This window comes from Pseudomonas sp. 34 E 7 (assembly GCF_900005715.1).
Taxonomy (GTDB): Bacteria; Pseudomonadota; Gammaproteobacteria; order Pseudomonadales; family Pseudomonadaceae; genus Aquipseudomonas; species Aquipseudomonas orientalis_A.
Genome location: NZ_CVTX01000189.1, coordinates 21,562 through 47,820, shown reverse-complemented (window position 1 = coordinate 47,820; position 26,259 = coordinate 21,562). Strand labels below are relative to the sequence as shown.

General features: G+C 60.5%; 28 protein-coding genes and 1 tRNA gene. 15 read left to right on the top strand and 14 right to left on the bottom strand.

Features of this window, described 5'->3' with window-relative positions:
- Positions 1-56 precede the first annotated feature (56 nt).
- The 9 genes from BFP96_RS26975 to BFP96_RS26935 all read left to right on the top strand — a co-directional run bounded on the left by BFP96_RS26975 (position 57) and on the right by BFP96_RS26935 (position 8,457).
- Positions 57-908, top strand: coding sequence for an STAS domain-containing protein (locus BFP96_RS26975; RefSeq protein WP_065886286.1), 852 nt, complete (start codon positions 57-59; stop codon positions 906-908).
- A gap of 2 nt (positions 909-910) precedes the next feature.
- Entirely contained in the window at positions 911-1,273 is a 363-nt protein-coding gene (locus BFP96_RS26970) for an STAS domain-containing protein (protein WP_017254285.1), read from the top strand.
- The gene (locus BFP96_RS26965) at positions 1,270-1,674 is read left to right on the top strand and encodes an anti-sigma regulatory factor (RefSeq protein WP_065886285.1); all 405 of its coding nucleotides are present in this window, start codon (positions 1,270-1,272) and stop codon (positions 1,672-1,674) included. Before BFP96_RS26970 ends, BFP96_RS26965 begins: the two co-directional genes overlap by 4 nt.
- A complete protein-coding gene (locus BFP96_RS26960; protein ID WP_083216699.1) occupies positions 1,665-2,672 on the top strand; it encodes an ATP-binding protein in 1,008 nt (335 codons plus the stop codon). The genes BFP96_RS26965 and BFP96_RS26960 overlap by 10 nt, the downstream gene beginning before the upstream one ends.
- Positions 2,665-3,528, top strand: coding sequence for a sensor histidine kinase (locus BFP96_RS26955; protein WP_065886284.1), 864 nt, complete (start codon positions 2,665-2,667; stop codon positions 3,526-3,528). The genes BFP96_RS26960 and BFP96_RS26955 overlap by 8 nt, the downstream gene beginning before the upstream one ends.
- Positions 3,518-5,443, top strand: coding sequence for a response regulator (locus tag BFP96_RS26950; protein WP_065893491.1), 1,926 nt, complete (start codon positions 3,518-3,520; stop codon positions 5,441-5,443). Before BFP96_RS26955 ends, BFP96_RS26950 begins: the two co-directional genes overlap by 11 nt.
- A 592-nt stretch (positions 5,444-6,035) precedes the next feature.
- Complete coding sequence (locus BFP96_RS26945) at positions 6,036-7,262, top strand: MFS transporter (protein WP_065937372.1); 1,227 nt, start codon at positions 6,036-6,038, stop codon at positions 7,260-7,262.
- Positions 7,263-7,940: 678 nt separating this feature from the next.
- A complete protein-coding gene (locus tag BFP96_RS26940; protein ID WP_065886281.1) occupies positions 7,941-8,180 on the top strand; it encodes a type II toxin-antitoxin system RelB/DinJ family antitoxin in 240 nt (79 codons plus the stop codon).
- Positions 8,170-8,457, top strand: coding sequence for a type II toxin-antitoxin system RelE family toxin (locus BFP96_RS26935; protein ID WP_065937371.1), 288 nt, complete (start codon positions 8,170-8,172; stop codon positions 8,455-8,457). The genes BFP96_RS26940 and BFP96_RS26935 overlap by 11 nt, the downstream gene beginning before the upstream one ends.
- A 78-nt stretch (positions 8,458-8,535) precedes the next feature.
- Here the strand turns inward: BFP96_RS26935 and BFP96_RS26930 are convergent.
- The 5 genes from BFP96_RS26930 to dapA all read right to left on the bottom strand — a co-directional run bounded on the left by BFP96_RS26930 (position 8,536) and on the right by dapA (position 12,224).
- A tRNA-Ser gene (locus tag BFP96_RS26930) sits at positions 8,536-8,625 on the bottom strand.
- A gap of 83 nt (positions 8,626-8,708) precedes the next feature.
- On the bottom strand, positions 8,709-9,422 hold the full coding sequence (gene purC / locus BFP96_RS26925; RefSeq protein ID WP_065937370.1) for a phosphoribosylaminoimidazolesuccinocarboxamide synthase: 714 nt from the start codon (positions 9,420-9,422) through the stop codon (positions 8,709-8,711).
- Between the two features lie 27 nt (positions 9,423-9,449).
- Complete coding sequence (locus BFP96_RS26920) at positions 9,450-10,208, bottom strand: MBL fold metallo-hydrolase (RefSeq protein WP_065897731.1); 759 nt, start codon at positions 10,206-10,208, stop codon at positions 9,450-9,452.
- 4 nt (positions 10,209-10,212) lie between these two features.
- Positions 10,213-11,328: an outer membrane protein assembly factor BamC gene (gene bamC / locus BFP96_RS26915; RefSeq protein WP_065886240.1), complete on the bottom strand. Its 1,116-nt coding sequence runs from the start codon at positions 11,326-11,328 to the stop codon at positions 10,213-10,215.
- A 17-nt stretch (positions 11,329-11,345) separates the two neighbouring features.
- On the bottom strand, positions 11,346-12,224 hold the full coding sequence (gene dapA / locus BFP96_RS26910; protein WP_065886239.1) for a 4-hydroxy-tetrahydrodipicolinate synthase: 879 nt from the start codon (positions 12,222-12,224) through the stop codon (positions 11,346-11,348).
- A gap of 262 nt (positions 12,225-12,486) precedes the next feature.
- Between dapA and BFP96_RS26905 the strand changes: the two genes are divergently transcribed.
- Together BFP96_RS26905 and BFP96_RS26900 are read left to right on the top strand one after the other, a co-directional pair.
- The gene (locus tag BFP96_RS26905) at positions 12,487-13,047 is read left to right on the top strand and encodes a glycine cleavage system protein R (RefSeq protein WP_065937369.1); all 561 of its coding nucleotides are present in this window, start codon (positions 12,487-12,489) and stop codon (positions 13,045-13,047) included.
- Positions 13,048-13,057: 10 nt separating this feature from the next.
- The gene (locus BFP96_RS26900) at positions 13,058-13,531 is read left to right on the top strand and encodes a peroxiredoxin (protein WP_065893474.1); all 474 of its coding nucleotides are present in this window, start codon (positions 13,058-13,060) and stop codon (positions 13,529-13,531) included.
- Positions 13,532-13,549: 18 nt separating this feature from the next.
- Here BFP96_RS26900 and BFP96_RS26895 read toward each other — a convergent pair whose 3' ends face one another.
- Complete coding sequence (locus tag BFP96_RS26895) at positions 13,550-13,789, bottom strand: sulfurtransferase TusA family protein (RefSeq protein ID WP_065886237.1); 240 nt, start codon at positions 13,787-13,789, stop codon at positions 13,550-13,552.
- Between the two features lie 95 nt (positions 13,790-13,884).
- On the opposite strand from BFP96_RS26895, the gene BFP96_RS26890 reads away from it, so the two are divergent.
- Positions 13,885-15,318, top strand: coding sequence for a M48 family metalloprotease (locus tag BFP96_RS26890; RefSeq protein ID WP_065937368.1), 1,434 nt, complete (start codon positions 13,885-13,887; stop codon positions 15,316-15,318).
- Between the two features lie 243 nt (positions 15,319-15,561).
- Here BFP96_RS26890 and BFP96_RS26885 read toward each other — a convergent pair whose 3' ends face one another.
- The 4 genes from BFP96_RS26885 to rpoE all read right to left on the bottom strand — a co-directional run bounded on the left by BFP96_RS26885 (position 15,562) and on the right by rpoE (position 19,413).
- Positions 15,562-17,001 (bottom strand): DegQ family serine endoprotease, encoded by a 1,440-nt coding sequence (locus BFP96_RS26885; protein WP_065886235.1) that lies wholly within the window; start codon positions 16,999-17,001, stop codon positions 15,562-15,564.
- 234 nt (positions 17,002-17,235) lie between these two features.
- The gene (locus BFP96_RS26880) at positions 17,236-18,195 is read right to left on the bottom strand and encodes a MucB/RseB C-terminal domain-containing protein (protein ID WP_065893472.1); all 960 of its coding nucleotides are present in this window, start codon (positions 18,193-18,195) and stop codon (positions 17,236-17,238) included.
- A 16-nt stretch (positions 18,196-18,211) separates the two neighbouring features.
- Positions 18,212-18,799, bottom strand: a complete 588-nt coding sequence (locus BFP96_RS26875) for a sigma-E factor negative regulatory protein (RefSeq protein ID WP_065937367.1) — start codon at positions 18,797-18,799, stop codon at positions 18,212-18,214.
- Positions 18,800-18,831: 32 nt separating this feature from the next.
- Positions 18,832-19,413 (bottom strand): RNA polymerase sigma factor RpoE, encoded by a 582-nt coding sequence (rpoE, locus tag BFP96_RS26870; protein ID WP_003172477.1) that lies wholly within the window; start codon positions 19,411-19,413, stop codon positions 18,832-18,834.
- Between the two features lie 461 nt (positions 19,414-19,874).
- Between rpoE and nadB the strand changes: the two genes are divergently transcribed.
- Positions 19,875-21,491 (top strand): L-aspartate oxidase, encoded by a 1,617-nt coding sequence (gene nadB / locus BFP96_RS26865; protein ID WP_065937366.1) that lies wholly within the window; start codon positions 19,875-19,877, stop codon positions 21,489-21,491.
- Here nadB and BFP96_RS26860 read toward each other — a convergent pair.
- Positions 21,460-21,906, bottom strand: a complete 447-nt coding sequence (locus BFP96_RS26860; protein ID WP_065937365.1) for a protein YgfX — start codon at positions 21,904-21,906, stop codon at positions 21,460-21,462. The two genes, nadB and BFP96_RS26860, sit on opposite strands and share 32 nt — an antisense overlap.
- Positions 21,890-22,144 (bottom strand): FAD assembly factor SdhE, encoded by a 255-nt coding sequence (locus BFP96_RS26855; protein WP_003189444.1) that lies wholly within the window; start codon positions 22,142-22,144, stop codon positions 21,890-21,892. The genes BFP96_RS26860 and BFP96_RS26855 overlap by 17 nt, the downstream gene beginning before the upstream one ends.
- A gap of 140 nt (positions 22,145-22,284) precedes the next feature.
- On the opposite strand from BFP96_RS26855, the gene BFP96_RS26850 reads away from it, so the two are divergent.
- Complete coding sequence (locus BFP96_RS26850; protein ID WP_065937364.1) at positions 22,285-23,226, top strand: CAF17-like 4Fe-4S cluster assembly/insertion protein YgfZ; 942 nt, start codon at positions 22,285-22,287, stop codon at positions 23,224-23,226.
- 38 nt (positions 23,227-23,264) lie between these two features.
- Positions 23,265-24,086: an HDOD domain-containing protein gene (locus BFP96_RS26845; protein ID WP_065893468.1), complete on the top strand. Its 822-nt coding sequence runs from the start codon at positions 23,265-23,267 to the stop codon at positions 24,084-24,086.
- On the opposite strand, the gene BFP96_RS26840 is transcribed toward BFP96_RS26845, so the two are convergent.
- The gene (locus BFP96_RS26840) at positions 24,080-25,471 is read right to left on the bottom strand and encodes a sensor histidine kinase (protein WP_065897736.1); all 1,392 of its coding nucleotides are present in this window, start codon (positions 25,469-25,471) and stop codon (positions 24,080-24,082) included. The two genes, BFP96_RS26845 and BFP96_RS26840, sit on opposite strands and share 7 nt — an antisense overlap.
- Positions 25,464-26,135, bottom strand: coding sequence for a response regulator (locus BFP96_RS26835; protein ID WP_057723066.1), 672 nt, complete (start codon positions 26,133-26,135; stop codon positions 25,464-25,466). The genes BFP96_RS26840 and BFP96_RS26835 overlap by 8 nt, the downstream gene beginning before the upstream one ends.
- Between the last annotated feature and the right edge of the window lie 124 nt (positions 26,136-26,259).

Genomic DNA, 26,259 nt, shown 5'->3' with positions numbered 1-26,259 from the left:
CTGCGGTTTAGTATAAATTGCGTGCAGCTTATTCAAGGCACTCAAGGAGGTTACCCGTGGCAACTCTGCAAACGAACACAATCCAGGCGCTGCATGAAAACCGTAACGCTCTCCTTGACGAATGGAACACCAGTCTTGAAGCTTCGGGTGCCACGCGTAACGTAAAGGGTGACGATGTCAAACAGCAGACCCGCGAATTCCTCGAACTGCTGAGCGCTGCCTTGCACCAGGGCGGTTCGCAAAATACCAACCACGAAAACTGGGCGCAAACGCGAGTATTCCTGGAAAAGCTGTCCCACAGCCGTGCCCTGGCCGGGCAGGACTCGCAACAGACCGCCAGCTTCATTTTCGCCCTCAAGGGCCCCCTGTTTGCGTTGCTGCAACGCGAGTACGCCGAACAACCGGCGCAACTGGGCGAACAACTCTGGGAAATGTCCGAGCTGCTCGATGCACTGGGCATGCACACCATCCGCACCTTCCAGAAGTCCCGTGAGTCGGTGATCAAGCGCCAGCAGGAAGAACTGCTGGAACTCTCCACTCCGGTGGTCAAGCTGTGGGATGGCGTACTCGCCCTGCCAATGATCGGCACCCTGGATTCGCAACGCACCCAGGTCGTGATGGAATCGCTGCTGCAGCGGATCGTCGACACCGGCGCGGAGATCGCCATTATCGACATCACCGGCGTGCCAACCGTGGATACCCTGGTAGCCCAGCATCTGTTGAAAACCGTTACCGCCATCCGCTTGATGGGTGCCGATTGCATTATCAGCGGCGTGCGTCCGCAGATCGCCCAGACCATCGTGCACCTGGGCCTTGACCTTCAGGGTGTGGTGACCAAAGCCAACCTCGCCGATGCATTGGCTCTGGCGCTCAAACGCCTGGGTGTCAATATCACCAAGGCTGTTTAAGCATGGAACGCATCCCTATTTTGCAGATGGGCGAGTTTTTGCTCGTGACCATCCAGGTGGACATGCACGACCAACTCGCGCTGACCTTGCAGGACGACCTGTCCGAGCGTATCAGCCGCACCTCGGCGCGCGGCGTGCTTATCGATATCTCGGCGCTGGACATGGTCGACTCCTTCATCGGCCGCATGATCGGCACCATCTCCGGGTTGTCCCGGATCATGGATGCACAAACCGTACTGGTCGGCATGCAGCCTGCGGTCGCCATTACCCTGGTGGAGTTAGGCATGACTCTGCCCGGCGTCGCGACCGCACTCAACGTCGAGCGCGGCATGAAGCTGTTGCGCGACCGGGTAGAACACTCATGAACCAAGCCAGCAGCGGCACACACCCTGTGCTGATAGAACAGGACGTTGTGCTGGCTCGACAATTGGTACGCAGACTGGCTCAGGACTGCGGCATGCGCTTGATCGACCTGACCAAACTGGTCACGGCGGTCAGCGAGTTGGCGCGTAACACTGTGGTCTATGGCGGTGGTGGCTACATGGACTGGGCAGTGCTCGAGAAAGACCACCGCCCCGGCGTACGCCTCACGTTTCGCGACGAAGGGCCGGGCATTCCCGACCTCAAGCTGGCGATGACCGACGGCTGGACCTCCGGCGGCGGCCTGGGCCTTGGGCTCACCGGAGCCAAGCGCCTGGTGGACGAGTTTGAACTGGACACCGAGCCTGGCAAGGGTACCCGCGTGACGATCACCCGATGGGCCTGAATATTCCCAGCGCGCTCACGCACGTGCTGTTGATTGAAGATACCAGCCAGATCGGCCACGCCCGGCGCACGGCCCAGCACTTATCCGAGTCGCTGGGCTTCGATGAGACCGATGCGGGGCGCGTAGCGCTGGTCGCCACCGAGCTTGCCAGCAATATCCTCAAACATGCCACGCACGGTGAGTTGCACCTGCGCGCCACCGGCAACGGCGGCGTCGAAATGATCGCCATCGACCGTGGGCAGGGCTTTGATATCGACAGCGGGCTGGTGGACGGTTTCTCCACCGGGGGCACCCAGGGCATCGGACTGGGGGCAATATCGCGCCTGGCGCAGGTGTTCGATGCCCATGCCGATCAGCGTGGCGCAGCGATACTGGCCAGGCTGATGCCGCGTGCCGCAACGACCCGCGATATTCGCTATGGCGTCAGCCAGCACTCGCTGCATAACGACCCTCACTGCGGTGATGCCTGGCACCTGGCAATCGAGCCTGGGCGGTTCAGCGTAATGATGGCCGACGGGCTTGGCCATGGCGAATACGCCGAGCAGGCAGCCCGAGCGGGAGAGGAGGTGTTTGCACAGAATGCCTTCATGGATTCGACGGTATTGATGAGCGATATGCACATCGGCATGAACGGCACCCGTGGCGCCGCAATGGCGGTGGCCCAGTACGATGCCGTGGCCGAGACGCTCAGGTTTACCGGCATCGGCAATATCGGCGGCAGCCTGATCGGGCCTGGCAAGCCGCGCGGGCTGGCCTCCCACCCGGGTATCGTCGGCGTGCAGTTTCGCAAGGCCCAACCCTTCGACTATGCTCAGGTGGCCGATCAGTTGCTGATCCTGTACAGCGACGGCCTGCAATCACGCTGGAATCTTTCGGACTATCCGGGGCTCGTCCACCGCCACCCCGCCCTGATTGCCGCCATCCTGCACCGTGACTTCTGCCGCGGCAGGGACGACGTTACTGTCTTCGTGATTGCCCTGGAGGCCATCGATGGCTGAAACCACTGCCTCGCTCGCCGCTGAAATCCAACGCCTGCGCCAGGAAGCGGATGCCCTGCGCGCGGAGTTGGATGAAACCAACCAGGGCGTGCTGGCACTGTATGCCGAACTGGACATGCAAGCCGACCAACTGCGAGAGGCGTCAGACCTCAAGAGTCGTTTCCTGTCGTACATGAGCCATGAGTTCCGCACGCCCCTGGGCTCGATCCTGAGTATCACCAGCCTGCTTGCCGACGAACTGGACGGCCCGTTGAGCCCGGAGCAACACACCCAGGTCGGGTTTATCGCCAGCTCTGCGCGCGAATTGCGCGAGATGGTCGACGACTTGCTCGACCTGGCCAAGATCGAGGCCGGGCGCATCACTATTTCTCCGGCCTGGTTCGATATGTTCGACATGTTTTCGGCGCTGCGCGGAATGTTTCGCCCCATCGTGGACGCATCATCGGTCGACCTGATCTTCGAGAAGCCTTCCGGCCTGCCCAAGCTCTATACCGATGACAAAAAACTCGCGCAAATACTGCGCAATTTCATTTCCAACGCCCTGAAATTCACCCTGCAGGGCGAAGTGCGGGTCTCGGCGCGCATGGAGAGCGAACACGAGATCCGTTTTGCGGTGCAGGACACCGGCCTGGGCATACCCGCCGAGTTGCACAACAACCTGTTCGAAGACTTTTCCCAGATCGACTCGCCGCTGCAGAAACGTCTGCGCGGCACCGGCCTGGGCCTGTCACTGTGCAAGCGTTTTGCCCAGTTGCTGGGCGGCAGGGTCGGTGTTGAAAGCACACCCGGCGTAGGCTCGCTGTTCTTTGTAGTTATCCCTCTCTCCATTGCCAGCGAGAACGTCGATGAAACGTGACATCCAGCTGCTGATCGTCGACGACAATGCCGCCACGCGCTACGCCCTGCGCCGACGCCTCGAGCGCCATCACTACCTGGTGCTCGAAGCCGGCACGGGCCAGGAGGGGCTGGACCTGATCGCCACGGGAAAAATTGATGCGCTGATCCTCGACGTCAACCTGCCGGACATGAGTGGCTTCGACATCGTGCGCCGTTTGCGTACCGACCCGAACACCGCCTTGCTGCCGGTGGTGCACGTGTCGGCGGCGTCAATCGAGACCGGCGACATCATCACCGGCCTCAACGCCGGGGCTGACGCCTACCTGATCCACCCGGTCGACCCCGAGGTCCTGCTGGCGACGCTGCGCACCCTTTTGCGCGTGCGCGACACCGAATACGCGTTAAGGCAAAGCGAGGCACGCTTTCGAGAAATCTTCTTTAATATCAGCGCGCCGATTGCAGTGCTGGATGCGCAACTGAAGGTTCACGAGTGCAACCACGCGTTCGCCCAGTTGATTCACGACAACCTCAACCCCGATGCCCTGCTTGAGTGCTTCGCCGGCGACCAGTATGCAGTGATCCAGGAGCTGTGCCTGCGCCTGGCGGCCGGCGAACGCTGGAAAGGCACGTTGCAGATGAAAGTCGACGGCCAACTGCGCGAAACCGAATGGCAGATCTCGCCCTATGACCGTGCCGAGCTGAGCCTGGTATTTGTCGAGGACGTGACTGAATACCGCCATCGCGAGCGTCATCAACAGGCCGAACTCGCCAACGCGGCGACCCGCCTGGCACGCACTGAGGCGCAGCTGCTCCAGGCCCAGAAAATGGACGCCCTGGGCAAACTCACCGGCGGCATCGCCCACGATTTCAACAACCTGCTCACCGGTATCATCACCAGCCTGGAGCTGATCAAGAAGCGCATCGAAAGCCAGCGCACCGATAAGGTCCTGGGCTATGCGGACGCCGCACTCAGTTCAGCCCTGAGCGCCGCCGGCCTGACCAACCGCTTGCTCGCCTTCGCCCGCCAGCAGCCGTTGGACACGCGGCCCATCGATATCAACGCGCATATCCGCTCCCTGGAAGAGTTGCTGGTGCGCACCATCGGCGAACACATCACCTTGAAACTGGAGCTGACCAACAACGCTGCGGTGGCGATGGTCGACCCGATCCAGTTGGAAAGTGCAGTGCTGAACCTGGTAATCAACGCCCGCGATGCGCTGCCCAAAGGCGGCAACATCTGGGTGACCACCTACCCTGCGTACTCCAACGGCAACCTCAAGCTGGAAGACGGTCCCTACATTGCGCTGTCGGTACGCGATAACGGCGTGGGCATCGAGCACAGCGTCATCGACAAGGTGTTCGATCCCTTCTTCACCACCAAGCCAGTGGGCCAGGGCACCGGCCTGGGCCTGTCGACCATCTACGGTTTCGCCCGTCAGTCCGGCGGCGATGCGCAGATCCGCAGCGTCACCCGCCAGGGCACTGAAGTGACGATCATGCTTCCGGCCGCGGAAGGTCCTGCCTCGGTGACCACCAAGACGTTGGCAAAACCGGGCAAGAGCAACGGGGAACACATACTCATCGTCGAAGACATGCCTTCGGTGCGCAGCTTTGTCGCCGAAGTACTGGCAGACGCCGGTTACCGCTGCAGCCTGGCCGCCGACGGTGACGAAGCAATTGCCTGCTTGGAGACTGACCTGACGATCAATCTGCTGCTCACCGATGTCGGCCTGCCCTACATGACCGGCCGCGAACTGGCGGACTTCGCCCGTGGCCTGCGCAACGATTTGCCGATCCTGTTCATGACGGGCTACGCCGAGAATGCAGCGAATCGGCAAAACTTCCTGGGTGAACGCATGGACCTGATCACCAAGCCGTTCCATATCGATGAACTGCTCGAGAGGATTCGCCAGGGCCTGGAAGCAAAGCCTTAGCGCCGTTGAATGGGCAGACAAGTGGCGAATGTTGACGATGTTGCGGTCGGCACCCTTGAGTTTCCGATAAGCAGGCGCGACCGAGCATTTGAGGAATTGTCTGACGCGGTTAACAGACGCGCCCTTCTATAAGAAGCTTGAAGGTATGATGCCTAACACATACAGTTCTGCGCGTACTCCGACCAAGCTGCAGCTTGATCAGGTATCACTATTCACTTGAGTTGGACGCCATGAACACATTCCCTTCGGAGGCTCCGATGGCCACCATCAAGAAAGTCGATAAGCCGCGCAAAAAAGGTCGTCAGCGAAGACCTGACGTTTCTCGATGTTCGGCAAGCCGCACGCGATGGCCAGAAAATCTTCGACCCCTTTGTGATCAACTGTAATGAGCCCTGACGCTCACAGTCACACTGAATAGAGATCATTTCTTCGCACGCTGCACAGCGATACGTTTGGGCGTGGCATCGATTGCACTGATGATTACTATCGAACCGAGCGCCTGCTCAATTACTACAACTGGTTTCTATAATCGGCTCCAAATTCCCTCCCCCTCGCCTGACTTCAGGCGACGCTCACCCCGGAACTGAACACCATGCCAAATGCCAGCCAGGCCCCTCGCGGCCTTCCCGAACATAATCAACAGAGTGTCAAACAGCAGTGGTTGGCGATTCTTTCGGTCGCCGTGGGCGCGTTCGCCCTGGTGACCAGCGAGTTTCTGCCCGTGGGCGTGCTCAACGACGTCGCCAGCGACCTCGGCATCAGCGCCGGCCACGCGGGCCTGATGGTGACCCTGCCGGGCATCATGGCCGCCCTCGCGGCGCCGCTGCTGTCGGTGATCATTGGCAAGATGGATCGCCGCTACCTGCTGATCGGCCTGACATTGGTCATGATCATCGCCAACCTGGTGGTGTCTTTGGCCAGCGACTTCAGCCTGCTGCTGTTCGGGCGCGTGTTGCTGGGCATCAGCATCGGTGGTTTCTGGGCGACGGCCATCGCCCTCAGCGGCCGCCTGGCCCCCAGGGGAGTGGACGTCGCGAAAGCCACCTCGATCATCATGATGGGCGTGACCCTGGCCACCGTACTGGGCGTGCCGGTCGGTACCTGGTTGAGTGGCCTGATGGGCTGGCGCATGACCTTCCTGGTCACCGCGCTGCTGGGCGTACCGGTACTGCTGGCGCAGGTCTTCCTGTTGCCTCGACTCTACCCGGAGAAGGCCATCCTCGTGCGTGACTTGCCGGCGTTGTTTATCAACCCACGTGCCCGAGTCGGACTGATCGCCGTGTTGCTGATCGGCCTCGCGCACTTTGCCGCCTACACCTACGTCGCGCCGTTCTTCAAGAACAGCGCAGGCTTCGACGGGCCGACGATCGGCTCGCTGTTGCTGATGTTTGGCGTGGCCGGTGTGGCAGGTAACATTTTTGCCGGTTTCGCCGCCAATCGCAGCGTGCGTCACACCCTGCTGCTGGTCGCGCTGATGATTGGCACCAGCACCGCCCTGTTCCCCTACTTCGCCACCGGCATGATCGGCGCCACGATGCTGATCGCGCTGTGGGGCTTCGCCTTCGGCGCCTTCCCGGCGTGCGCCAGCATCTGGATGTTCGTGGTCGCGCCCCAGGACGTGGAACGTGGCATGCCGTTATTCGTTGCGCTGTTCCAGGTGATCATTGCGCTGGGGTCGTTCTTTGGTGGACAGATCGTTGACCACCTGGGCACTTCGGTGCTGTTGAGCCTGGCCACAGCGTTGGTGGGCGTAGGCTTCGTCACCGTGTTGGTGCTGGGGCGTAACATCAGCAATCACCTGGCGGCGCAACCGGCCTGACCAGACAACACACTAAAAAGCCTGCCGAGCATTGATCGTTCCCACGCTCCGCGTGGGAATGCATCCCGTGACGCTCCGCGTCACTATTACGCAGGTGCCGGATTTTGCGCTGAAAGCAGGACGCTCCGCGTCCTGGGCGGCATTCCCACGCAGAGCGTGGGAACGATCATGTAAAAAGCCTGCTGAGCATTGAGCTCGGCAGGTTTTTTTTGTTTCAGTGTCCGGTCCTGAATAAGGTGTAAGCCTTATGACCTGTCTTCAGGAGCACTCAACGGATACGGGAAAAGACGTAGTCAGCGTGATTACACGCTCGTTTTTAAAGTCGTAAGCAGCTATTTCGGAAAGGCTTGGTAACGAGAATTCCCGCAGTGAAACTTGAGCATCCAGGCCGCTAAGCTAGCCTCAAAAGAGTCGCCGGTTTGGCGACGTACTTGCCAGGGAGCTTATATGCCAACGAGATATCGCGACGCGGTCACAGGAGAATACGTGACAGAGGGTGAGGCAAAAAAAAGGCCGCGGGAGACGGTCAAGGAAACGGATAAAAAGCCGCCAGCCAAACCGAAGGGTAAAAAGTAGGATCAAAGAATGAAAGCGATTGCCGTATGTCCAGACAGACTTGCCAAAGGGACGCACCTCATCCAATGTAATGACCAACGTCATTACAGGAGGACTTTTCCCATGGCATCTATCAACGTTCGTATTGATGACGACCTGAAAGCGCGCGCCTATCTCGAATTGGAGAAGCTCGGCGTCACGCCCTCCGAGCTGATGCGTCAGGCGCTGCAGTACGTCGCCGAGCGTGGTCAGCTGCCATTCAAGCCCGTGCTGATGACGCAAGAGGATGAGGCCTTGATGGCCACGGTACGTGAACGCTTGGCATCTCCCCAGCGAGTGAAGGTTTCGTTGGATGACCTATAGCCTTGATTTTGATGCACGCGCATTGAAGGAATGGCAAAAACTCGGCGACACTCTCCGCCAGCAGCTCAAGAAGAAGCTGGTGGAGATTCTGAACACCCCCCGCAACGAAGCCAATCGCCTGCATGGACTCCCTGACTGCTACAAGATCAAATTACGCAGTAGCGGCTACAGACTGATCTATCAAGTGATCGATCAGGAAATTACCGTCGTCGTGGTGGCCGTGGATAAGCGGGAGCACGATCAGGCCTATCGCAAGGCGAATGAGCGCTTGAGCTAACCGTGGGTTGATAGCCCAAAAGACGCCCCAAACGAAAAAGCCCCGTAGCTTATGCAGCTACGGGGCTTTTTCATGTAATGGCGGAGAGATAGGGATTCGAACCCTAGGTACCGGTGAAGGTACAACGGATTTCGAATCCGTCCCATTCGGCCACTCTGGCATCTCTCCAACGGCGCGCATCATAACAGTGTGTTTCACGGAAGCAAACCCCAAAGGCGATTTTTTTCCGTGCTATCAGATGCTTGCGTCGATTAAAGCGGTACGCCGAGGCGCTTGGCGACTTCTTCATAGGCTTCGATGACGTCACCGAGGCCCTGGCGGAAGCGGTCTTTGTCCATCTTCTTCTTGGTGTCCTTGTCCCACAGGCGGCAGCCGTCCGGGCTGAATTCGTCGCCCAGGACGATGGAGCCATCGTGGAATACGCCGAATTCGAGCTTGAAGTCCACCAGCAGGAGGCCGGCGTCGTCGAACAGCCTGCTCAGCACGTCGTTGACCTTGAGGGACAACTCTTTCATGCGTGCCAGTTGTTCAGCGGTGCCCCAACCAAACGCCACGACGTGGGATTCATTGATGAACGGGTCGCCCTTGGCGTCGTCCTTCAGGAACAGCTCGAAGGTGTAAGGGTTGAGCTTGAGGCCCTCCTCCACGCCCAGGCGCTTGACCAGGCTGCCGGCGGCGTAGTTGCGCACAACGCATTCGACCGGAATCATGTCGAGCTTCTTGACCAGGCATTCGTTATCGCCCAGCAGTTTGTCGAATTGGGTCGGAACACCGGCTTCTTCGAGTTTCTGCATGATGAAGGCGTTGAACTTGTTGTTCACCATGCCCTTGCGATCAAGCTGTTCGATGCGCTTGCCGTCGAACGCCGAGGTATCGTTGCGAAACAGCAGGATCAGGCGGTTGGCGTCGTCGGTCTTGTATACCGACTTGGCTTTGCCGCGGTAGAGTTCTTCACGTTTTTCCATGATGGGCTCCGCTTTGAGTGAGGTGGGCTAGGCGATGTGGCGCCAGTCGAGCCCTGAATCTTGATCGGCCAGTTGCAGCCAGTCCGGGTCGCACCCGAGGGTGTCGACAAAACATTGCCGGGCAAGCGTCGGCAGGTTGTTCTTGCTGCTCAGGTGGGCCAGGACCAGGTGTTGCAGGTCTTGCCAGCCCAACTCATACACCAGGTACGCCGCCTGATGGTTGTTCAAATGTCCCAGTTCGCCGCCCACCCGCTGCTTGAGAAAGTAGGGGTAATGACCGCGAGCCAGCAGGTCTCGGCAGTGATTGGACTCGATTATCAAGGCATCGAGGTCGCGGTAACCGTCCAGCACTTTCGCGCAGTAGGAACCCAGGTCGGTCAGTACGCCGAAGCGTCGCTCGCCGTCACTGAATACATATTGCGTCGGCTCCTGCGCGTCGTGAGCGACGGCGACGACACTGATGCTCAGGGCACCGATCTGCAGCTGCTCGCCACCGGCCAGGAAACCTGCGGGCTCAATGGGTTTGCGCATCCCGCGCAACGTACCGCGACTCAAATACACCGGAAGATTGTAGCGTCGAGACAGCAAACCCACGCCATGCACGTGGTCGGCATGTTCGTGGGTCACCAGAATCGCGCTCAGCTGCGCGGGGTGAACCCCCAGGCGCAGCAGGCGCCGCTCGGTTTCTCTTAACGAGAAACCACAATCGACCAATATGTATGTGTCGTCATGGGCGACCAGCGTGCCGTTCCCTTGGCTACCGCTACCGAGAACAGCAAAACGCATCGGATCAGCCCAGGTTGTCCTGAATCACACCCAATACTTTGCGCGCTGTTTCAGCTGGCGCGACAGTGTTGATGTTTTTCTCGACGGTGACTTGCACGCTCTCGCCGACCTTGCTCAAACGAACCTGATAACGCTCGGCGCGGGTCTCGACTTCTTCCTTGGTCGGCTGGCTGCCGAACAACTTGCCGAAGAAACCTGGCTCGTCGTCTTTTTTCTCGGCCTTTTCAGCCACGTTGATGTAGTAAAGACCCAGGCTGCGGTTGATGTCCTCGACACGCCAAGGGCCTTGCTCCAGTGCGCGACCTACGCTGGCCCAGGCACGGTCCAGATCTTCACCCAGGTTCAGCACCACGTTGCCGCTGCCATCTTCGGTGAGGCTGACGCGGCTGGGCGTGTCGTAATCACGTGCGGCGAGCAGGGAAACCGAGCCGCCCTTCTCGGAGATGCGGCTCATGCTGGCCAGCATCTCGTCGACCAGCGCGGCGTCGACACCGGTATTGACCGAGCGCGGCGTGAAATCGACGCTGGCCGTGCTGCCGGCAGGGCGCTCGGCGCTGACCACATAGACTTCACTGGTGTTGCGCTGTACGCCCGGCTCGATGCGCACACGCACACGGGCCTCGCTGTCGGCGGCTACACCGCCAGCCAACAGGCGCTGGGCCATGTTGGCGGACAACTCACGGCCTTGCTGCCACGCCGTGGTGAACTCACCCGTCTGCGGGCGCTGCTCGTCGATGCGAAAGCCATTGTCCTGGAAGAACTGCACCGCCACCGGCCAGACTTCGGCAGGTGGGCGCTGGGCCACGATCCAGCGGTTGTCGCCACTCTTTTGCAGGCTGTAGTCGCTCGCATCGGCCACTGCCGTGATCGGCTGCGGACGTGGCACTACATATTCGCCCTTGACGGTGTCGTCGGCGACATTGCGCGGAATCGGCAGCAGCGGGTCGAGACGCTTGGCGACGTTCACGTCAGGCGGCAGTTGCATCGGTTTGGTTGCTTGCGCTTCCAGGTAATCGCTGCCACGGTCACGGAAGTAGCCTTCCGGGCCCCATACCCAACCGCAGCCACTGGTGCTGGAGATAATCAAGGCAAGTGCGGAAAGTCCGGCCAATCGCTTCATGCGTAGTGCTTCCTCAATTAAACCAGGACGCCGGACTGGCGCAGGGCCTGTCGCAGCGGTTCGTGAAAGGCTTCGCTGAGACGGGTGAGCGGCAGACGGATACCGTCCGGCATCATGCCCATTTCAGTCAGCGCCCATTTCACGGGAATAGGGTTGGATTCGGTAAACAGTGTCTTGTTGAGCGGCATCAGCTTTTCGTGAATCGCGCGGGCGGTCACGGCATCACCGGCAATGGCGGCGGCGCACAGGTCGCTCATGGCACGCGGGGCGACGTTGGCGGTCACGCTGATGTTGCCTTTGCCGCCCAGCAGCATCAGCTCCACGGCGGTGGCGTCGTCACCGGAGTACAACAGGAAGTCGCTGCTGACGCCGGCCAGGATGTCCTTGGCGCGTTGCAGGTCGCCCGTGGCTTCCTTGATGCCGATGATGTTCGGCACGGTGGACAGGCGGATCACGGTCTCGGCCTTCATATCGCACGCGGTACGAGCCGGTACGTTATAGAGGATCTGCGGGATCTGGACGGCTTCGGCGATGGCTTTGAAGTGCTGGTACAAGCCTTCCTGGGTCGGCTTGTTGTAGTACGGCGTCACCAGCAGGCAGGCGTCTGCGCCGGCCTTCTTGGCATTGCGGGTCAATTCGATCGCTTCCCGCGTCGAGTTGGCGCCGGTACCTGCGATCACGGCGATACGGCCCGCAACCCGCTTGACCACGAACTCGATCACCTGGATGTGTTCTTCCACGTCGAGGGTGGCCGACTCACCGGTGGTGCCGACCGCCACGATGGCGTTGGTGCCTTCTTGCAGGTGGAAGTCCACCAGTTTGCCCAGGCTGTCCCAGTCGAGATGACCTTGTGCATCCATGGGTGTGACCAGTGCCACCATACTGCCCGCAATCATGCAACCGCTCCTGCCGGAAAAAGAGAGCCGTAATGGTACTGGCGCCAAGATGCTTGTACAAGCGAAGTACCGTGCGAGGATGCGTTATGGCGCAACTAAACGACGGGCAATGCCATCATTGGGCCAAAGCAGCGCCTGAATCAGGTCGTTCACGCAATGAAAACGCCACCTCCTAGCCCTTGGCGACGCTTTTCGCTACCCTTGATCCTTTGATCGGTACCGCCCTGGCGGTATCGACCGCTCATCGCTTTAGGAAGGCTGCATGTCCACCCCCACAGTTCGCGAACAATTCCTTGTTATCAGTGCCCTCGGCGCCAACCCCATGGAGCTGACCAACGTCCTGTGCCGCGCCAGCCATGAGAACCGCTGCGCCGTGGTGACCTCGCGCCTGACCCGCCATGGCGAGTGCAGCGCTCTGGTGCTGCAGATTTCTGGTAGCTGGGACGCCCTGGCGCGCCTTGAGACCGGCCTGCCGGGCCTGGCCAAGAAGCACGACTTCACCGTCAATGTAGTGCGCAGCGCTGCCCTGGAAAACCGCCCGCAGGCCCTGCCTTATGTGGCGTATGTCAGCTCGGCCTATCGCTCGGACATCGTCAACGAGCTGTGCCAGTTCTTCATTGACAACAACGTCGAACTGGAGAACCTGACCTGCGACACCTATCAGGCGCCGCAAACCGGCGGCACCATGCTCAATGCCACCTTCACTGTGACCTTGCCGGCCGGCGTGCAGATCAGTTGGTTGCGCGACCAGTTCCTGGACTTCGCCGATGCCCTGAACCTTGACGCGCTGATCGAACCATGGCGCCCACAGAACCCAATGTAAGGAAGGACTCATGCCGGTAGCCATCGACACACCTGTAGCCGATTTCCAAGCCCAGTCCACAAGCGGCCAGACCTTCAGCCTCGCAGCCCTCAAGGGCAAGCAAGTGGTGATCTACTTCTACCCCAAGGACAGCACGCCGGGCTGCACCACCGAAGGCCAGGGCTTTCGTGACCAGTACGCAGCGTTCAAGGCCGCCAACACCGAGGTGTTCGGCGTGTCGCGTGACAGCGTGAAGTCTCACGAGAACTTCAAGGCCAAGCAGGCGTTTCCCTTCGAGTTGATCAGCGACAAGGACGAGGCGGTGTGCCAGCTGTTTGATGTAATCAAGCTCAAGAAGCTCTACGGCAAGGAATACCTGGGCGTGGATCGCAGCACCTTTCTGATCGACAGCGAAGGTGTACTGCGTCAGGAATGGCGCGGCGTGAAAGTGCCGGGGCACGTAGACGCGGTGTTGGCGGCGGCGCAGGCGCTGAACGAGGCCTGATTGGCGCTTACAAGGCGATCAGGCCTTGCGCAGCCAGTAACGGTACACACCAGCAGCCTCTTCTTCCTGGACCAGCGTATGCCCCGCCAGCCTGGCAAAGGTGCGAAAGTCCCGCTGGGAACCGGCGTCCGTGGCGGTGACCTTGAGTACGGCACCGCTGGCCAGTCGATTGAGTTCCAGCTTGGCCTTGAGCAAGGGCAACGGGCAATTGAGGCCGCTGGCATCGAGTTCGGCGTCAAAGGCGACAGCGTCGATCATGGTGTTACTCCAGGCAAACATTTGAGCGGCTTAGAATATCTGGTCCGAAGCTCAGTGTCCGGCTACAGTAAGCTCTTTGTCGAAAGGCTTTGTGCATGAATTTTTTGCGCCCTACCCTGCTGACGCTGGCCTGCCTGCTGGCCTCCCCGGCCTTCGCTGATGAGCTGCCGTCACTCGGCGACGCCAGTTCTGCCATTGTCTCGCCGCAACAGGAATACCAACTGGGCCGCGCATGGCTGGCCTATCTGCGCGGCCAGGTCTCGCAGCTCAATGATCCACAGCTCAAGGATTACGTCGAAACCAGCGTGTACAAGCTGGTGGAAACCAGCCAGGTCAACGACCGGCGCCTGGAATTCATCCTGATCAACAGCCCGCAGCTCAACGCCTTCGCCGCACCCGGCGGGATCGTTGGGGTCAATGGCGGCCTGTTCCTCAATGCCCAGACCGAAGGTGAATACGCATCGGTGCTGGCCCACGAATTGGCGCACTTGTCCCAACGCCACTTTGCCCGGGGCGTAGAAGCGCAGTCGCGCATGCAGATCCCGATGATGGCTGCCCTGCTCGGTGGCATCATTGCCGCCGCAGCCGGTGCCGGCGATGCGGGCATTGCCGCGATTGCCGGCTCCCAGGCCGCCGCGATCCAGGAGCAGCGTCGATTCTCTCGCCAGAATGAACAGGAAGCCGACCGTATCGGCATCCTCAACCTGGAGAAAGCCGGCTATGACCCGCGCTCCATGCCCACCATGTTCGAGCGCCTGATGCGCCAGTACCGTTTCGACGCCAAGCCACCGGAATTCCTGCTGACGCACCCGGTCACCGAATCGCGGATCGCCGACACCCGCAACCGCGCGGAACAAGCCAAGCCTGGCGGCAAGGAAGACAGCCTGCGCTATCAGTTGATTCGCGCGCGGGTGCAACTGAAGTATGAAGACACGCCGGGCCTGGCCGCCAAACGTTTCCAGGCACAGCTGGACGAGAACCCGAAAAACGATGTGGCGCGTTATGGCCTGGCCATTGCCCAGATCAAGGGCACCCAGCTCAAGGAAGCACGGGAAAGCCTGGCGCCGCTGCTGGCCAAGGCGCCCAACGACATTACCTACAACCTGGCGCAGATCGAGCTGGACATCACCAGCAATCGCATGCCGGACGCCCAACAACGCACCGACCGCATGCTGATCCAGTACCCCAGCAACTATCCACTGAACCAGGTACGCGTCGATCTGCTGCTCAAACAAAACCGTACCGCCGATGCGGAAAAAGCCCTGGACGGCTTGCTCAAGTCCCGCCCGGATGATCCGGACGTGTGGTATCAGGTCGCCGAAACGCGCGGTTTGTCGGGCAATATCATTGGCCTGCATCAGGCGCGCGCCGAATACTTCTCTCTGGTGGGCGATTTCCAGCAAGCCATCCAGCAACTGGACTTTGCCAAGCGCCGCGCCGGCAACAACTTCCCACTGTCCTCGCGAATCGATGCGCGCCAGCGTGAGTTGATCGAACAGGAACGCCTGGTGAAAGGGATGATGAGCTAAACCCATCGCCCACAAAAAAGCCCCGCCATCCTTCAATGGCGGGGCTTGATCGTTCCCACGCTCTGCGTGGGAATGCCAGCCGGGACGCTCCGCGTCCTGGTTTCAGCGCAAGATCCGACACTTGCGCAATGGTGACGCAGAGCGTCACGGAATGCATTCCCACGCGGAGCGAGGGAACAATCAAAGGCGCACAAAAAAGCCCCGCCATCCGTCGATGGCGGGGCTTTTTATTGGGCTGGACGACTACTCGGCCAGCTTGAAGGTGATGAAGCTGGCACGCCCCTGACGCAACACACGCATCGACACCGAACGATTCTTCGGCAACGCCTTGGCGATGTCGGTGAATTCCTTGGTGTTATCGATTGCCTGGTTGTTCAGGTGGGTGATCACATCGCCCGGCTGCAGGCCGATCAAGGCGGCTGGGCCATCCTGGACCTCCTTGATTACCACACCGCTCTTGAGGTCGAAGGCCTTCTTCTGTTCAGGCGTCAGCTCAACCACGGCAATGCCCAGGCGATTGCTGCTGCGCTCGGCACCCGGCTTGGCGTTACCCAGGGCATCCAGGGTCGCACCCTCTTCCGGGATTGCGCCAACAGTGAGCTCGACGTTCTGGCGCTTGCCGTCCCGAATCACTTCCAACTTGGCTTTGCTGCCCGCTTTCAGCGCGCCTACCAGATGCGGCAAGTCGGCCGACATGATGATCGGCTGGCCGTTCATGCTCAGGATAACGTCGCCGACCTGCAGGCCACCTTTGGCAGCCGGGCCGTCATCCTGGATCTGTGCGACCAGCGCACCCGCAGGCTTGTCGAGACCGAACGACTCTGCGAGGTCCTTGTTCACTTCCTGGATCACCACACCCAGCCAACCGCGGCTGACTTTGCCACCGGCCTTCAGCTGATTGGAGACGTCCATGGCCACGTCGATCGGAATCGCGAAAGAAACCCCCATGAACCCACCGGAGCGGGTGTAGATCTGCGAGTTGATCCCTACCACTTCGCCCGCCAGATTGAACAGCGGACCACCGGAGTTGCCCGGGTTGATCGGCACGTCGGTCTGGATGAACGGTACGTAGTTTTCGTTTGGCAGGCTGCGACCGATGGCGCTGACGATGCCCTGGGTGACAGTGTGGTCAAACCCGAAAGGCGAACCGATTGCCACGACCCACTGGCCCGCTTTCAGGTCCTGGGACTTGCCCAGTTTAAGCACCGGTAGGTCCTTGCCTTCGATTTTCAGCAAGGCAACGTCCGAACGTGGGTCGGTGCCGACCAGCTTGGCTTTCAACTCACTGCGATCGGCCAGGCGCACGAGGATCTCGTCGGCATCGGCAATTACGTGGTTGTTGGTCAGGATGTAGCCGTCAGGCGAAATGATGAACCCCGAACCCAGGGACTGCGCTTCACGCTGGCCACCGCCACCACCGCGCGGGGCGCGGGGTTGCGGCATGCCTCGTTCGAAGAATTCGCGCAGCATCGGCGGCAGGCCTTCCAGGTCCGGCATCTGCTGGTTCGACACCTTGCGATCCGGCAATTTCTGCGTAGTACTGATGTTCACCACCGCAGGCGAGGCCTGCTCCACCAGCTGGGTGAAGTCAGGCAGTTCGACCGCTTGCGCGGGCACGGCCTGACCCAGCACCAGCAGCGTGGCGACTATGGATAGGTAAGACTTCAAACGTGGTATCGACATACAGCTCCCGTTACGACGAGCAGGGTTGAGCGACAGGGTTCAAAAAACGCCGAAAACCGCGACCGACATTTTTTGTTCCGCGAACAAACAAGGCCAGGGCCGAGAAGCCCTGACCTATAAAAAACATAAGGATTTTTTGCAAGTGAAAATGCTGATCCAGACATTTCATGCTCTCGGCAGGCACCCTGGCATGGGGGCAGAGTGAAAGATCAGGATGAACACTGGATTAACGACTCACGGTTTGGCTGCGGTCTTTTCACCGCGAACCGACAATGCGACGCGCTCGGCGGTGCCGATCGGGATTTCCCCCACCACCGTCACCATTATCTCGCCGTCCACCGTATTCAAATGCCGGGATACCGCAACCGTAGGCCCAAGCTGAGTACGCGTCTGCGACACGCTCGCACCGTTGGTGGTTTCGAGAAACACCGAAAAACGTGCAAGCCCATCGTCATACATCAGGCTGTCGATGGTGGATTTTGTCTGAGGGTCTTTGCGCGACGCATTCCGCGTCAGCTCAAAGCCAGCTGGCAGCCAATCCAGGTGCCACGCATTCGAGGCAGGCGCTTGCACGGCATTGCTATGGTCAATCGCGACAGGGGTGCATTCGCTGCTGGGCTGCAAATCATGGTCAGTGGGTGGCGCGGAGGTGTTCAATCGCACAAACTGAAAGCGCTCCAGCAGTTGCCCTTGCTCACTGAGCAACAGCGACTTGAGGGGCAATGCAGTTTCACGGTCCAGGTGCAGCTCGAATCCATAGCGGTCATGGTCACGCGGAGTAATCGACACGATAACCGCATTACGACCGGCCACGCGAGATTTGCCGATTACGGCCAGATCATAGAATTGACTGAGTTTTTGTGGGTCCAGCGAATATGACGCGGCGTCACGGGGACTGCCCAGGCCGGCCACAAGTGTGCCGCTGACGCACTGTGCATGCCCCTCTACCCGTACCACTTCCTGGGCAGAACCATCGAGCTGCAACAGACGCTCCCGGACCTGACCGTTCTGGACGAGATGCCAGATGTCGTGGGTAGAAAAACTGCCGTTACGCTCATAGATGAACGTACCTTGAAAGCTTTGCTGCCGCTCTGCACGCCCAAGTCGAGTCAGCCAGTCTTGGGCTTCATCGGCGTGGGCGGGTAGTGCAAACCAACTACTGAGCAAAAGCGTAAGGAGCGGTATGGCGCGCATAGGGCTCCTTAACGGTTCAGCGGTTTTCCAGGCTTGCTGCGCGAGCATATGGCAGGGCACTTTCAGCGTTCTTGCCAGCTGCTTCCTGTGCATGTTGGCGCAGGTAGCCTGGTAGGCGCTGATCCTGCCAGCCGGATTGCCCTTGAAGCACACCGTTAGCCATAGGGCCGGCGGTGTCAGAGCTTTCCTTGTAGCCAGCCAGTACAGCCGGGCCTTTGACCTGCGGACCGGCCATAACCGGCTGCTGAGTCTGCTGGGCCAACTCGGCACCTGCGATTTCGTCCTGGTTGTACAGACGAACACCGGCCAGTACGGCGACGGTCACCGAAGCAGCGACTGCCAGACGACCCAGGCTACGCCATGGACCACGAGCAGCTTTTGCCGGAACGGCTTCATCGGCCAACGCGACAGAAACGGCCGCAGCAATATCCAGACGAGGGATTAGAAGATCCTTGTGCATCACCGCCCGAGCGACTTGGTAACGAGACCAGGTATCACGGGTTTGGGCATCATCAAATGCGTTGAGCACTCGACGAAGTTCCAGTTCATCCGCTTCGTTATCCATCACTGCGGACAGCGATTCCTGCAGGGCATCACGACTCATGGCGGTTCCTCTCTTGGCTGTCGCCGCTGTCTTTAGTTTTCCTGCAACAACGGTTGCAAGGCTTTGTCGATGGCTTCCCGGGCCCGGAAAATCCGTGACCTTACAGTCCCCACCGGACATTGCATGACGCTCGCAATGTCTTCGTAACTCAGACCATCGAATTCACGTAAAGTTAACGCCGTACGCAAATCTTCTGGCAGTTGCTGAATCGTTCGATGAACGGTTCCCTCGATCTCGTCGCGCAGCAAAGCACGCTCCGGCGACTCGAGATCTTTGAGGCCGTGATCACCATCATAGAATTCAGCATCTTCTGAACTGACATCACTGTCTGGTGGGCGGCGACCGCGAGACACCAGATAGTTCTTCGCCGTGTTGATGGCGATGCGGTACAGCCACGTATAAAACGCGCTATCACCGCGAAAATTGCCCAGTGCACGGTATGCCTTGATAAAGGCTTCCTGTGCAACGTCCTGCGCTTCATGGGTGTCGTGCACAAACCGCACGATCAACCCGAGAATTTTGTGCTGATACTTCAGCACCAACAGATCAAATGCGCGCTTATCGCCGCGTTGTACGCGCTCGACCAGCTGCTGATCCTCTTCCTGGGTTAGCATGAACACTCCTCGTTGTACTCGAAGGAGGCTTGCATAACTAAACGATCAGGCTTGCAAACATAGACTCGGGCTTTTCGCAAAAGTTCTCCCCCTTCAAGCAAGTTTCCGGCACGCACTGATTTGGCACACACGAAAAACGCAGCTCAGGCAACGCCGGCTGCGCGAATAATCTTGTCGTCGGTCTTCTGACGCGTCCAATGCTCCCGACGGGCCAATAAACACAACGTCTTCCCAGCTTTCGGGCAACCTGCTATTGAGTCGGGGCCTATGCAAAAAGTTCCCGCTCGCTGACCGGCTGTGAAACCGAAGCTGTGCACCGTAATCTCACAATGCCACGAATGCCTGGCTATTGTGCCGCTCCACCCCTCTATATACTAGTGGCCTGTGTGCCCCTTTGATTCGCCGATCCAGGCGTCCTGCTTGCGCCTCCTCTCCGGATCGCTTTTTGCGGAATCCATTCAATGAGCCAACAGTTTCAACACGATGTCCTGGTGATCGGCAGCGGTGCCGCCGGCTTGAGCCTGGCGCTGACCCTCCCCGGCCATCTGCGCATTGCCGTCCTGAGCAAGGGCGACCTGGCCAACGGTTCGACATTCTGGGCGCAAGGCGGTGTTGCTGCCGTGCTGGACGACACCGACACCGTCCAATCCCATGTCGAAGACACCCTCAATGCCGGCGGCGGCCTATGCAATGAAGACGCGGTGCGCTTCACGGTCGAGCATAGCCGCGAAGCCATTCAATGGTTGATCGACCAGGGGGTGCCCTTCACGCGCGATGAGCATGCAGGCAACGATGACGGTGGATTCGAGTTCCACCTGACCCGTGAAGGCGGCCACAGCCACCGCCGCATCATCCACGCCGCCGACGCCACCGGCGCCGCCATCTTCAGGACGCTGCTCCATCAGGCCCGCCAACGGCCCAATATCGAATTGCTGGAGCAGCGCGTCGCGGTCGACCTGATCACCGAAAAGCGCCTGGGCCTTGCCGGCGAGCGCTGCCTAGGCGCCTATGTGCTGAACCGCGCCAGCGGTGAAGTCGACACCTATGGCGCGCGCTTCACCATCCTTGCCTCGGGCGGCGCAGCCAAGGTCTACCTCTATACCAGCAACCCTGACGGGGCCTGCGGCGACGGCATCGCCATGGCCTGGCGCTCGGGCTGCCGAGTGGCGAACCTGGAATTCAACCAGTTCCATCCCACGTGCCTGTATCACCCCCAGGCCAAGAGCTTCCTGATCACCGAGGCTTTGCGCGGCGAAGGTGCGCACTTGAAGCTGCCCAATGGCGAACGCTTCATGCAGCGCTTCGACCCACGCGCCGAACTGGCGCCGCGCGACATCGTCGCCCGCGCCATTGACCATGAAATGAAGCGCCTGGGTATCGACTGCGTCTACCTGGACATCAGCCACAAACCGGAGGCCTTCATCAAGACGCACTTTCCCACCGTCTATGAACGTTGCCTGACCTTCAACATCGACATCACCAAAGGCCCGATCCCGGTGGTGCCTGCCGCGCATTACACCTGCGGCGGCGTGATGGTCGACCAGCATGGCCGTACCGACGTGCCCGGCCTGTACGCCATCGGCGAAACCAGCTTCACCGGCCTGCACGGCGCCAACCGCATGGCCAGCAACTCGCTGCTCGAATGCTTCGTGTACGCGCGCTCGGCAGCGGCGGACATCCTTGAACAACTGCCGCGCATCCCGGTACCCGCCGCCCTGCCCCGCTGGGATGCCAGTCAGGTGACGGATTCGGACGAGGACGTGATCATCGCGCACAACTGGGACGAGCTGCGCCGCTTCATGTGGGACTACGTGGGGATCGTGCGCACCAACAAGCGCCTGCAACGGGCACAGCACCGGGTGCGTTTGCTGCTGGATGAAATCGACGAGTTCTACAGCAACTATAAAGTCAGTCGCGACCTGATCGAACTGCGCAACCTGGCTCAAGTCGCCGAGCTGATGATCCGCTCGGCCATGGAGCGCAAGGAAAGCCGGGGCCTGCATTACACCCTGGACTACCCGCAGATGCTGCCCGAGGCCCGCGACACTATTCTGGTGCCAGCCACCTACGGCGACTGAACTTCAAGCGTACGCGCAGGCGCCGGTGCACATCGGCGCTCTGCGAGTCGCGAGGCACACAAAAGGAGCGCACCCACCGCTCACCCTGCACGCGATAACGCAGCACCACCACCAGCGGCAGCGCCAGGCTGTCGGGCCGCAGTTGCACGCTGTGCCAGCCGCGCTCGGCGCTGAACAATTGCCAGCCCTCTTCATCGCGGCGCAGGCCGCGAATCGACGAGCGATGAGTCAGCAGGATATGTCGCGGCAACACCCACGCGGCGTGGGCCAGGCACACCAGCAGGCCAAGGGAGGCAAAAGGCAGGTCGACCACCAGGCAGGCACCCAGCGCGAGCAACTGGGCAAGCAGATACGCCGCCAGCAACAGCCGTGAGGCCTGCCAGCGGCATTCAAAACGGTTACTTGGGCTGGACACGGTCCAGGATCATCCGAACCATGCGCTGCAGCTCCGGATCTTCCGATTCGGCGCGCTCCATGAACCAGCCGAACATGTCCTGGTCCTCGCATTCCAGCAATCGGACGTAAAGGTCGCGATCCACTTGGTTGAGCGTTGCGTAGACTTCTTTGGTGAAAGGCACCAGCAACACGTCCAATTCCAGCATGCCACGACGGCTGTGCCAGTAGAGGCGATTGATTTCTACATCTTCGACCATGGAGCGCTCCTCAAATAGAGCGCAAGTATACAGGCCCGACGGCACCGGACCAGTCGGCTTTGGTCGCGCCCCATGGAAACTATGCATTTGCCGGGCGCCCCTCTATGATGCACCCATGACTTTTTAACCTGCGATGACCCATGGCCGACTCTGCTTTCTTCTGCTCCCTGACCCACGAAGGCGTTCTTGCCGTCCGCGGTGCTGACGCTGCCAAGTTCCTGCAGGGCCAGTTGACCTGCAACCTCAATTACCTGAATGACACCCAGGCCAGCCTGGGCGCGCGCTGCACGCAAAAAGGCCGGATGCAGTCCAGTTTTCGCATCCTGTTACAAGGTGACGGCGTGCTCCTGGCCATGGCCAGCGAACTGCTCGAACCGCAACTGGCGGACCTGAAAAAATACGCGGTGTTCTCCAAATCCAAACTCACCGATGAAAGCGCCGCGTGGGTGCGTTTTGGCCTGGCGCATGCCGATCAGGCCCTATCCGCCCTTGGTTTGGCGTTACCGGTGGAGACCGACAGCGTGGTGCGCACCGAGACGCTGATCGCCATCCGTGTATCGCCAGGCCGCGCTGAACTCTGGGCACCCGCCGAACACGCCGAGAGCCTGCACAGCCAATTGGCGGCCACCCTGCCGCAAGCCGAGCTGAACGAATGGTTGCTGGGCCAGATTCGCGCCGGAGTCGGCCAAGTGATGCCGCAGACCCGCGAACTGTTCATCCCGCAGATGCTCAATCTGCAAGCCGTGGGCGGGGTCAGCTTTAAGAAAGGCTGCTATACCGGCCAGGAAATCGTCGCGCGCATGCAGTACCTCGGCAAACTCAAGCGCCGCCTGTACCGCCTGAGCATGGTTGCAGCCCAATTGCCCGAGCCAGGCACCGCACTGTTTGCTCCCAGCCATAACAGTTCGATCGGCGAAGTGGTCATCGCGGCAAAAGCCGACCAGTCAATTGAACTTCTTGCCGTGCTGCAAGCCGAAGCTGCCGACAATGGCGACATCCGTTTAGGCAGCCTGGAAGGCCCCGGCCTGCAGTTGCTCGACCTGCCCTACGCGCTGGATCGCGATCGCGAGATCCAGCGTTGATCGCTGCACCTTTTTTTGCGACACCCTAGAGAGCATGAATGAACCAGCTGGCGGAAAAAGTCCAACAGGCTTTGGTGAAGGCCATCGACAACGATGACCTGGTTCTGCCGACATTACCGGAGGTGGCCATGAAGATTCGTCAGGCCGCCGAAGACCCGGAGATCAGCATCAGCCACTTGAGCAAGGTGATCGGTCGTGATACGGCCCTGTCGGCGCGCCTGATCAAAGTGGTCAACAGCCCGTTGCTGAGGGCGACTCAGGAAGTCACCGACTTGCACACCGCCATCACGCGGCTCGGCACCAATTACAGCAGCAACCTGGCCATCGGCCTGGTCATGGAACAGATCTTCCACGCCCGCTCCGAGGTGGTGGAACAGAAAATGCGCGATGTGTGGCGCCGCAGCCTTGAAGTAGCCGGCGTCAGCTATGCCTTATGTCGCCGGCACAGCCAGCTCAAGCCGGACCAGGCGGCCCTGGGAGGCCTGGTGCACCAGATTGGCGTGCTGCCGATCCTCACCTACGCCGAAGACCATTACGAGTTGCTGTCCGATCCGGTCAGCCTAAACCACGTGATCGACAGCATCCATCCGATACTGGGCGACAAGTTGCTCAGTGGCTGGGACTTCCCGGAAATGCTGGCAAAACTGCCGGGCCAGTACCTGAACCTGGAACGCGACGGCGGCCCGCTCGATTACATCGACCTGGTGCAGGTTGCGGTGCTGTTCTGTCACCACAACACGGAACACCCATTGGCGAAAGTCGACATGGCGAGCGTGCCGGCGATGAAAAAACTGCGGCTCGACCCCTCCAGCGAGAAACTGCACCTTGAGCTGCATGAAGCACGTTCGATGTTCTATTGATCGCCGGCAATAAAGCTCACTCGCACTTTCAAGCCCGCCGACGCGCCATCATGCAGACTGATCTGCGCCAGGTGCGCACGGCAGATCTCGCCGACAATCGCCAGCCCCAGGCCGGACCCCATACCCTGCTGACTGCGTCGATAAAATCGCTCGAACACCCGGTCCCGCTCCTCCAGCGGGATACCCGGGCCATCGTCCTCGACTTCCAGCACCGCCGGCGCCGTCACCCGTAAAATCACGTTGCCACCCGGTGGGGTGTGGGCCAATGCGTTGTCCACCAGGTTGCTCAGCAACTCGTTGAGCAGCGTCGGTTCGCCACGCAGCCACACCGGTTCGTCCGCCTCCAGCGCCAGGGCAACGCCACGCGCATGGGCCAGCGGCGCCATGGCCATGCCCAGCTCCCGCGCCAGTTGACTGAGGTCGAGCAACTGCGCTCCGCCTTCGGCAATGGCCCGGGCACCGTTTTCGATGCGGGCCAGGGACAACAACTGATTAGCCAGGTGAGTGAGACGGTCGGTGCCCTGGGCGGCGGTTTCCAGGGTGCTGCGCCACGTGGCCGGTTCTTCGGCGCGCAGGCCGAGTTCCAGGCGGGCCTTGAGCGCGGCCAGCGGCGTGCGCAACTCGTGGGCGGCGTCGGCAATAAACTGCGCCTGGCGTTCGAACTGGCCGCGCAGGCGTTCGGTGAAATGATTGAGGGAGCGCACCAGCGGGCCGAACTCATCCTGCACCTCCACCAGCGGCAAGGGCCGCAGGTCGTCGGGCTGGCGCTCTTCCACCGCCGTGCGCAGGCGCTCCAGCGGGCGCAACGCCGCGCTGACGGCAAACCACACCAGCAGCAGCGCACCAATGGCAAGCATGCCCAGGCGTAACAAGGTGTCGGCCATCAGGCTGCGCGCCATGGCGACACGGGCTTCGTCGGTCTCCGCCACACGCACCTCCGCCATGCCGTTCATGTTCGGCTCGGAGACAGCCTTGAGCAGGCTCACCACGCGCACCGGCTGGCCCTGATACACAGCGTCGTAGAACCGCGCCAGGGCCGGGTAATCGTCGGTGCGCGGGGTGCCGGGTGGCGGCCCGGGCAGGTTTTCATAACCGGAAATCAGCTGCTGGTGGATGTCGTTGACCTGATAATAAATACGCCCGGCACTGTCGTAGGCGAAGGTATCCAGGGCTACATAAGGCACATTGGCGCTGAGCGTGCCGTCCACCTGGGTCAAGCCGGCGGCAATGGTGCGCGCCGAGGCCAGCAGCGTGCGGTCGTAGGCGGTGTCGGCGGCTTCGCGACCGTTCCAATAGGCGCTCATGCCGCTGGCGAGCATCAGCAGCACCAGCAACAGCGCCAGGTTCCACAGCAGGCGCCAGCGCAGGCTGCGGGGCTTATGCATCGCGGGCTTCCAGCAGGTAGCCGAGACCACGGAAGGTGACAATGGCGATGGGCTGGCCATCGAGCTTCTTGCGCAGGCGGTGCACGTAGATCTCGATGGCGTCGGGGCTGGCTTCTTCGTCGAGACCGAACACCTGGGAGGCCAGTTGCTCCTTGCTCATCACCCGACCAGGCCGGGCAATGAGTGCTTCAAGCACGGCTTGCTCACGAGAGGTCAGGGTCATCAATTCACCACCGACCGTGAAGCGCCGCGTATCGAGGTCGTACACCAGCACGCCGCACGCCTGCTGGCGCTCGCCGCCCAACACGCTGCGCCGCAGCAACGCCTTGACCCGCGCTTCGAGTTCCGTCAGTTCAAACGGTTTGGCCAGATAATCGTCAGCGCCCAGGTTCAAGCCATGCACGCGGTCCTTTACATCGCTGCGGGCCGTCAGCATCAACACCGGCACGTTTTTTCCACGGGCGCGCAAGCGTGCCAGCACTTCGAAACCGTCCATGCGCGGCAGCCCCACATCGAGGATCACCGCGGCGTATTCCTCACTGCTCAGGGCCAGGTCCGCGGCCACGCCATCGTGCAGTACGTCGACGGTCAACCCCGTGCTCTTGAGCGCCTGGGCGACACTTTCGGCAAGTTGCAAATGGTCTTCAACCAGGAGGACGCGCATGGATTTCTACCTTATTCGGGGTGGTCGGCGCCACGCTTTGCGAGGCAGTTTACAGGCGCCGACTGCCCTGTGAAGCCCGAAAACCGTGAAAGGCAGTTGAAAGGATACTGAAAGCTTCGCCGGT

What these genes read in the sequence shown, in the direction of transcription:
- BFP96_RS26970 (WP_017254285.1), top strand. Translation starts at nt 911, where the DNA reads ATGGAACGCATCCCTATTTTGCAGATGGGCGAGTTTTTGCTCGTGACC.
- BFP96_RS26965 (WP_065886285.1), top strand. Translation starts at nt 1,270, where the DNA reads ATGAACCAAGCCAGCAGCGGCACACACCCTGTGCTGATAGAACAGGAC.
- BFP96_RS26960 (WP_083216699.1), top strand. Translation starts at nt 1,665, where the DNA reads ATGGGCCTGAATATTCCCAGCGCGCTCACGCACGTGCTGTTGATTGAA.
- BFP96_RS26955 (WP_065886284.1), top strand. Translation starts at nt 2,665, where the DNA reads ATGGCTGAAACCACTGCCTCGCTCGCCGCTGAAATCCAACGCCTGCGC.
- BFP96_RS26950 (WP_065893491.1), top strand. Translation starts at nt 3,518, where the DNA reads ATGAAACGTGACATCCAGCTGCTGATCGTCGACGACAATGCCGCCACG.
- BFP96_RS26945 (WP_065937372.1), top strand. Translation starts at nt 6,036, where the DNA reads ATGCCAAATGCCAGCCAGGCCCCTCGCGGCCTTCCCGAACATAATCAA.
- BFP96_RS26940 (WP_065886281.1), top strand. Translation starts at nt 7,941, where the DNA reads ATGGCATCTATCAACGTTCGTATTGATGACGACCTGAAAGCGCGCGCC.
- BFP96_RS26935 (WP_065937371.1), top strand. Translation starts at nt 8,170, where the DNA reads ATGACCTATAGCCTTGATTTTGATGCACGCGCATTGAAGGAATGGCAA.
- purC (WP_065937370.1), bottom strand. Translation starts at nt 9,422, where the DNA reads ATGGAAAAACGTGAAGAACTCTACCGCGGCAAAGCCAAGTCGGTATAC.
- BFP96_RS26920 (WP_065897731.1), bottom strand. Translation starts at nt 10,208, where the DNA reads ATGCGTTTTGCTGTTCTCGGTAGCGGTAGCCAAGGGAACGGCACGCTG.
- bamC (WP_065886240.1), bottom strand. Translation starts at nt 11,328, where the DNA reads ATGAAGCGATTGGCCGGACTTTCCGCACTTGCCTTGATTATCTCCAGC.
- dapA (WP_065886239.1), bottom strand. Translation starts at nt 12,224, where the DNA reads ATGATTGCGGGCAGTATGGTGGCACTGGTCACACCCATGGATGCACAA.
- BFP96_RS26905 (WP_065937369.1), top strand. Translation starts at nt 12,487, where the DNA reads ATGTCCACCCCCACAGTTCGCGAACAATTCCTTGTTATCAGTGCCCTC.
- BFP96_RS26900 (WP_065893474.1), top strand. Translation starts at nt 13,058, where the DNA reads ATGCCGGTAGCCATCGACACACCTGTAGCCGATTTCCAAGCCCAGTCC.
- BFP96_RS26895 (WP_065886237.1), bottom strand. Translation starts at nt 13,789, where the DNA reads ATGATCGACGCTGTCGCCTTTGACGCCGAACTCGATGCCAGCGGCCTC.
- BFP96_RS26890 (WP_065937368.1), top strand. Translation starts at nt 13,885, where the DNA reads ATGAATTTTTTGCGCCCTACCCTGCTGACGCTGGCCTGCCTGCTGGCC.
- BFP96_RS26885 (WP_065886235.1), bottom strand. Translation starts at nt 17,001, where the DNA reads ATGTCGATACCACGTTTGAAGTCTTACCTATCCATAGTCGCCACGCTG.
- BFP96_RS26880 (WP_065893472.1), bottom strand. Translation starts at nt 18,195, where the DNA reads ATGCGCGCCATACCGCTCCTTACGCTTTTGCTCAGTAGTTGGTTTGCA.
- BFP96_RS26875 (WP_065937367.1), bottom strand. Translation starts at nt 18,799, where the DNA reads ATGAGTCGTGATGCCCTGCAGGAATCGCTGTCCGCAGTGATGGATAAC.
- rpoE (WP_003172477.1), bottom strand. Translation starts at nt 19,413, where the DNA reads ATGCTAACCCAGGAAGAGGATCAGCAGCTGGTCGAGCGCGTACAACGC.
- nadB (WP_065937366.1), top strand. Translation starts at nt 19,875, where the DNA reads ATGAGCCAACAGTTTCAACACGATGTCCTGGTGATCGGCAGCGGTGCC.
- BFP96_RS26855 (WP_003189444.1), bottom strand. Translation starts at nt 22,144, where the DNA reads ATGGTCGAAGATGTAGAAATCAATCGCCTCTACTGGCACAGCCGTCGT.
- BFP96_RS26850 (WP_065937364.1), top strand. Translation starts at nt 22,285, where the DNA reads ATGGCCGACTCTGCTTTCTTCTGCTCCCTGACCCACGAAGGCGTTCTT.
- BFP96_RS26845 (WP_065893468.1), top strand. Translation starts at nt 23,265, where the DNA reads ATGAACCAGCTGGCGGAAAAAGTCCAACAGGCTTTGGTGAAGGCCATC.
- BFP96_RS26840 (WP_065897736.1), bottom strand. Translation starts at nt 25,471, where the DNA reads ATGCATAAGCCCCGCAGCCTGCGCTGGCGCCTGCTGTGGAACCTGGCG.
- BFP96_RS26835 (WP_057723066.1), bottom strand. Translation starts at nt 26,135, where the DNA reads ATGCGCGTCCTCCTGGTTGAAGACCATTTGCAACTTGCCGAAAGTGTC.